We start from the raw sequence: 6,590 nt of genomic DNA on the forward strand, positions 1-6,590 counted from the left end.
GGCCAGGCCTCAGCATTTTATTATGGTGATCCCCTGGGCGAAATGCGCCTGGTAAGCAGAGTTTTTGAAATGTAAGGCCTTTGAATAAGACAAAAGGCTGCCTCATCGCTAACTTTGCAACAGTGCCTCTGAGCGCCCTTTCCAGTCAGAACCCGCAGGCCGATCTTGCGGTCTGACAGCTCCTTCACCGTGTTGACCAGATGGGCAAGCGATCGTCCGAGGCGATCGAGCTTCCAGACCACCAGCACATCGCCGTCACGCAATGACTTGAGGCAGGCAGTCAAGCCAGGGCGATCATCACGACCGCCGGAAGCAAGATCATCATAGATATTGTCCCGTTCGACACCTGCGGCGCGCAAGGCGTCGTGCTGCAGGTCGAGAGACTGCGAGCCATCGGCTTTGGAGACGCGGGCATATCCGATCAGCATGTATCACAAACGTTGGTTTGAGGCGGCGCTTCGGCCACGATTGCATTGACCTCTGGAAATGTATCTCAACCAGCTTCATAAACAAAGCGTCTTGAACGCTATCAGATTTTGAAAAAGGAACATGTATGCCGCGTCGCGTCACTCTAACCGATCGGCAGAAAGACGCGCTGTTGCGCTTGCCGACTTCACAGACGGATTTGCTCAAGCACTATACGCTGAGTGATGAAGACTTTGGGCATATCAGGCTGCGTCGGCGCGCTCACAACAGGTTCGGCTTCGCCCTGCAATTGTGTGTCCTGCGCTATCCCGGCCGGGTGCTGGCTCCAGGCGAACTGATCCCTGCAGAGGTCATCGAATTTATCGGAGCGCAGCTTGGCCTGGGTGCCGACGATCTCGTAGACTATGCTGCCCGCGAGGAAACACGGCACGAGCATCTTGCCGAGTTACGGGGGCTCTACGGCTTCCGCACCTTCTCCGGACGTGGTGCGAGCGAGCTGAAGGAATGGTTGTTCCGAGAAGCCGAGATGGCGGTGTCGAACGAGGATATCGCCCGTCGCTTCGTAGCCGAGTGCCGACGCACCCGCACTGTCCTTCCCGCGACATCCACGATCGAGCGGCTTTGTGCCGCGGCTCTCGTCGATGCCGAGCGACGCATCGAGACGAGGATCGCCAGTCGGCTGCCTATGTCGATCCGAGAACAGTTGCTGGCATTGCTCGAGGAGACGGCTGATGATCGGGTGACCCGTTTTGTGTGGCTGCGCCAGTTCGAGCCTGGCTCGAACTCTTCGTCGGCCAACCGGCTGCTCGACCGGCTCGAATATCTGCAACGCGTCGATCTCCCCGAGGATCTGCTTGCCGGCGTTCCTGCCCATCGGGTGACTCGTCTGCGCAGGCAGGGTGAACGGTATTATGCCGACGGCATGCGCGATCTCCCGGAGGACAGGCGGCTTGCGATCTTGGCTGTTTGCGTCTCGGAATGGCAGGCGATGTTGGCCGACGCAGTGGTCGAAACCCACGACCGGATCGTCGGCCGTCTCTACCGTGCTTCGGAGCGTATTTGCCATGCAAAGGTCGCAGACGAAGCGGGGGTGGTGCGTGACACCCTGAAATCCTTCGCCGAGATCGGGGGCGCCCTGGTCGATGCACAGGATGATGGCCAGCCGCTGGGCGATGTCATCGCGAGTGGGTCAGGGTGGGACGGCTTAAAAACCCTTGTTGCAATGGCAACCAGGCTGACCGCCACCATGGCCGACGATCCGCTCAATCATGTGCTCGACGGTTATCACCGCTTCCGCCGATACGCTCCACGCATGTTGCGCCTGCTCGATCTGCGAGCTGCGCCCGTTGCACTGCCGCTTCTGGAAGCGGTGACGGCCCTTCGTACCGGTTTGAACGATGCCGCGATGACCAGCTTCTTGCGGCCCAGCTCGAAATGGCATCGCCACCTTCGGGCCCAGAGGGCTGGCGACGCTCGCCTATGGGAGATCGCGGTGCTGTTCCATCTGCGCGATGCGTTCCGCTCCGGAGATGTCTGGCTTACTAGGTCCCGGCGCTATGGCGATCTGAAACACGCACTCGTTCCGGCACAAGCCATCGCGGAAGGCGGTCGTCTCGCTGTGCCATTGCGGCCGGAGGAATGGCTGGCAGACCGGCAAGCTCGCCTCGACATGCGGTTGCGCGAGCTTGGCCGTGCCGCTCGCGCAGGCACGATCCCGGGCGGGTCGATTGAAAACGGCGTTCTGCATATCGAGAAACTCGAAGCCGCCGCGCCGACAGGCGCCGAAGATCTGGTGCTCGATCTCTACAAGCAGATCCCGCCCACGCGCATCACCGATCTCCTGCTGGAGGTGGATGCGGCGACCGGCTTCACCGAAGCGTTCACCCATCTGCGCACAGGAGCACCCTGCGCTGACCGGATCGGGCTAATGAACGTTATCTTGGCGGAAGGGATCAACCTCGGCTTGCGCAAAATGGCGGATGCGACAAACACCCACACCTTCTGGGAATTGATCCGCATTGGACGGTGGCATGTCGAGGGCGAAGCCTATGACCGGGCGCTGGCCATGGTGGTCGAGGCACAGGCAGCGTTACCCATGGCCCGGTTCTGGGGCATGGGCACGTCGGCTTCGAGCGACGGACAGTTCTTCGTCGCTACAGAGCAAGGTGAGGCCATGAACCTGGTCAACGCGAAATATGGCAATACCCCGGGCCTGAAAGCCTATAGCCACGTCTCCGACCAATATGCGCCGTTCGCAACCCAGGTGATTCCTGCAACGGCAAGCGAAGCGCCTTACATCCTCGATGGCCTGCTGATGAACGATGCTGGACGCCATATCCGCGAGCAGTTCACCGACACGGGCGGCTTCACCGATCACGTCTTTGCCGCATGTGCCATTCTCGGCTACCGGTTCGCTCCGCGCATCCGCGACCTGCCATCCAAACGGCTCTACGCGTTCAATCCGTCGGCCGCCCCGGCGCACCTGCGAGCGTTGATCGGCGGAAAGGTCAACCAAGCCATGATCGAGCGCAATTGGCCCGACATCCTGCGCATCGCCGCCACCATTGCTGCCGGGACCGTCGCGCCAAGCCAGATTCTGCGGAAACTCGCCTCCTATCCGCGGCAGAACGAGCTCGCGACAGCCCTGCGGGAAGTCGGTCGCGTCGAGCGCACCCTGTTCATGATCGACTGGATTCTGGATGCCGAACTCCAACGGCGTGCCCAGATCGGGCTCAACAAAGGCGAAGCTCATCATGCGCTGAAGCGGGCAATCAGCTTCCACCGCCGCGGTGAAATCCGCGACCGTTCCGCCGAAGGCCAGCATTACCGCATCGCCGGCATGAATCTGCTCGCCGCCATCATCATCTTCTGGAACACCATGAAGCTCGGCGAGGTCGTTGCAAACCAGAAACGCGATGGAAAGCTGCTATCGCCCGATCTCTTGGCCCATGTTTCGCCGCTCGGATGGGAACACATCAATCTCACCGGAGAATATCGCTGGCCAAAGCCTTAGCGTAGGATTCCGCCCCCTCCCGCAAACGACCCCAAGATGTTCATGGTCTCCCCGATCACTGCCCGGAAATGGGCAGGCCGCTACCGGGAAGAGGGTGAGTTTGGGATGCAGGATCGCTCCAGCAAGCCGCACCGGATCCCAGGCAGGACGCCCGAGCATGTCAAGAAGAAGATCATCAACCTGCGCTGGCGGCTTCGACTGGGGCCAGCCCAGATCGCTGCGCGACTTGGTCTCTCGACGTCGACTGTTCACGCGGTCCTCGTCCGTTGCCGCGTGAACCGCCTCTCGCATATCGATCGTGTCACTGGCGAGCCATTGCGGCGATATGAGCATCCTCATCCGGGATCGTTGATTCATGTCGATGTCACGAAGTTCGGCAACATCCCCGACGGCGGTGGACATCGTTACGTAGGTCGGCAGCAAGGCGCACGGAACAAGCTCGCGACTCCGGGATTACCACGAGGAAAAGATCACAAGCCGCGCACCGGGACGGCGTTCGTTCACACAGTCATCGACGACCACTCCCGCGTCGCATACGCAGAAATCTGGTCGGATGAGCAGGCGAGCACAGCGGTGGGAGTTCTCGAACGCGCCGTGGCCTGGTTCGCCGAACGAGGCGTGACCGTCGAGCGAGTCCTATCCGACAACGGGTCGGCATACAGATCCCACGCATGGAGGGACTTCTGCGCTCGGCTCGGCATCCGACACAAGCGGACACGCCCCTACCGGCCGCAGACGAACGGGAAGATCGAGCGATTCCACCGCACGCTCGGGGACGGCTGGGCCTATGCCAGGTTTTACGGTTCAGAGGCCGAACGACGCCTGGCGCTGCCCGGCTGGCTCCACTTCTACAACCACCACCGACACCACTCTGCGATTGGCGGCGTACCCTTCGACCGACTCAACAACGTCCCTGGACATCACACCTAACCCCCGGACAGTGGACACGTCAGGGTTAGGCCCTATGGCGGAACATACGCTATAACATATGCCTAAACATATGTCCCGCCATATGGCAAGACATATCAAGCCTTCTAGGGCTGGTGTGAGATGAGTTTTTCGTAATTGGCAAACAATAGCTCCTGGCGCTGCCGAACAGTTGTCAGCTTTCGTGGCGCGCCAAACGCTTTATCCACCTCGCGGTCGAGCGCATCATGCGCTTTGATGAGTTCCGGTGCCATCGCGAGTGGGTTGTAGTGCTCGGCCAGCGAGCGTTCTGGGTGCAGCGCGCGGGCGTCGAGCACCTTCTTGCCCGCTTTAATAATTCGCTGCCGCGTCTTCTCGTCGAGTTCTGGCACTGGGAAAGTATTCCACGTCAAAGTGTTAGCAAAACGGAGATCAGACTTGAGTCGTCCTCCGATGCTTTTCTGCCACGTAATGAACATCGACGACGACGCTAGCGCAAACATCAGGCCGTCTGGATCTTGAGCATGGAATACTAGGTCAGAAGCGATTACGTTTGATGGATACCTTTGTACGGTGAAATACGAGCGGTGTTCGCTTACTACCTTCGGCAGGCAAAGGTAATCAGTATCCGGTTGCGACCGCTGGCCGAATAAGTGCGGAGTTTCAGCCATTTTCCGTGTACTTGCCGCTTTACTGTCGGCTCGAAAAGACTTAACCGCTTCTAGACGCTTTTTCAGAACCGGACTCTGGGCAATGTCTGACGGTGCTACATCTACAAGCCATAGACACCACCGATCTAAGCCGTTCATTAGCTCTCGACTACCCCGGAAAGGGCGAACATACTTTGCCGCTACGGGGTCACTCATAACCTCGTCGTATTCGTCGACCTCAACTAGAAGGTTGCCGCCATCTCGCGCCATATTTCCAAAAGTTGCGGGCGATATTTCCGACGAAATAGGATGCCGGGATTTATCGACAAGAACATTAGGGCCGTCTACTAAATAGGCATTAATGGACTGGCCTACTTCCACTGAGACTGGCTCGCCCTTTACATCGGGATAATCCCACAGACGTGGACGTGGTTGACTCTCCTTATCGAAGCCAACAATGACGCAGTGAACAGCAGCTTTACCGGGTGCTTCAGAGTCCCACGCAAACGTGCGGTGAGCGAAACGAATACGCCACCCTGCTTTGAAGATAGGCCCAAATAGCCGTGGAACTTGATCACCTTGAGTAATTGAATTGGTGGTGACAAACGCAAAACGACCCTCTCGGGACTTAAAGAAATCCAAGCACTTTGCATGCCAGCCGGTGACGTAGTCCAAGCGTGAAATGTCCTTAGTGCCCCACAAGTCTCGGAGTTCTTGAGCTTGTTCAGCAGTTCTCGTCGCATGCCCCAAAAACGGCGGGTTACCGAAGATATACGTCTTGGCGGCAGAAGCCGAGAGTATGTCTGCCCAATCAAGCTGCAGGGCATTGCCGTGCACAATGTGCGCGGTAATCTTAATCGGCAACCGCTCCGGAGGCCTACCCACAGCGTTGGCAAGCTCCTTGTTGGCCTGATGGTCAACTAGGAACATGGCAGTCTCAGCAATCTTGGCAGGCCACCAATTCAGCTCAATGCCGTAGAACTGCCCAATGGACAGTTTCTGCTCCCACTCAATATTCAACGACATGCCCGTTTCACCGCGGCGCTGGCGTATAGCGACAATGATGTCGGTTTCAATCCGGCGCAACTCCCGATACGCCAGAAGCAGGAAGTTTCCAGAACCACAAGCCATATCAGCGAATACCAGCTCAGACAGGGAGTCGCGGAAGCGCTCTAATGCGGCCACCGACGTCGACGGAGAAGACACCAACTTATCGGCCTCAGCCCTCAGCTCGTCCAAAAACAGCGGGCCGATGGTCTTCATGATGTTGGCCTTAGACGTGTAGTGTTCGCCGTCGCTGCGGCGCGCTTCCTTCGATTTCACCAATTGGAACAACGAACCAAAGACGGAGACGTCAATGGTCGACCAGTCGAAGTCGCAGGCAGCAAGCAATGCTTCGCGCATCTGGTAGTCGAAGTACTCCGAGGCCAACGGTTCAGCAAATAGGGCACCATTGACATAAGGAAACTGAAGTGTCCCAGGTTTTGTTCCGTTTGAGTAGATGGGAAAATCTGGAATATGCCAAGAAAATTTGACCAGGATGCGAAGGATCGTGTGGTCCGTCTTGTAGAGGACCGCATCTTGGCGGAAAATAT

General features: G+C 58.2%; 2 protein-coding genes and 3 pseudogenes. 3 read left to right on the top strand and 2 right to left on the bottom strand.

Going from position 1 to position 6,590, the window contains the following annotated elements; genetic code table 11:
• Positions 1-75 (top strand): annotated as a pseudogene (locus tag JMN36_RS10555) (IS6 family transposase); the annotation flags it as partial.
• A 77-nt stretch (positions 76-152) separates the two neighbouring features.
• Here JMN36_RS10555 and JMN36_RS10560 read toward each other — a convergent pair.
• Positions 153-428, bottom strand: a pseudogene (locus JMN36_RS10560) (recombinase family protein); the annotation flags it as partial.
• Positions 429-553: 125 nt separating this feature from the next.
• Here JMN36_RS10560 and JMN36_RS10565 point away from each other — a divergent pair.
• Positions 554-3,439: a Tn3 family transposase gene (locus JMN36_RS10565; RefSeq protein ID WP_011116984.1), complete on the top strand. Its 2,886-nt coding sequence runs from the start codon at positions 554-556 to the stop codon at positions 3,437-3,439.
• A 39-nt stretch (positions 3,440-3,478) separates the two neighbouring features.
• Positions 3,479-4,369, top strand: a pseudogene (locus JMN36_RS10570) (IS481-like element IS5564 family transposase); the annotation flags it as partial.
• Between the two features lie 104 nt (positions 4,370-4,473).
• On the opposite strand, the gene JMN36_RS10575 reads toward JMN36_RS10570, so the two are convergent.
• Positions 4,474-6,590, bottom strand: a 2,117-nt coding sequence (locus JMN36_RS10575; RefSeq protein ID WP_221924403.1) for a class I SAM-dependent DNA methyltransferase, incomplete at its 5' end; no start/stop codon positions are given.

This window comes from Corynebacterium pseudokroppenstedtii (genome assembly GCF_019754945.1).
GTDB lineage: Bacteria > Actinomycetota > Actinomycetes > Mycobacteriales > Mycobacteriaceae > Corynebacterium > Corynebacterium pseudokroppenstedtii.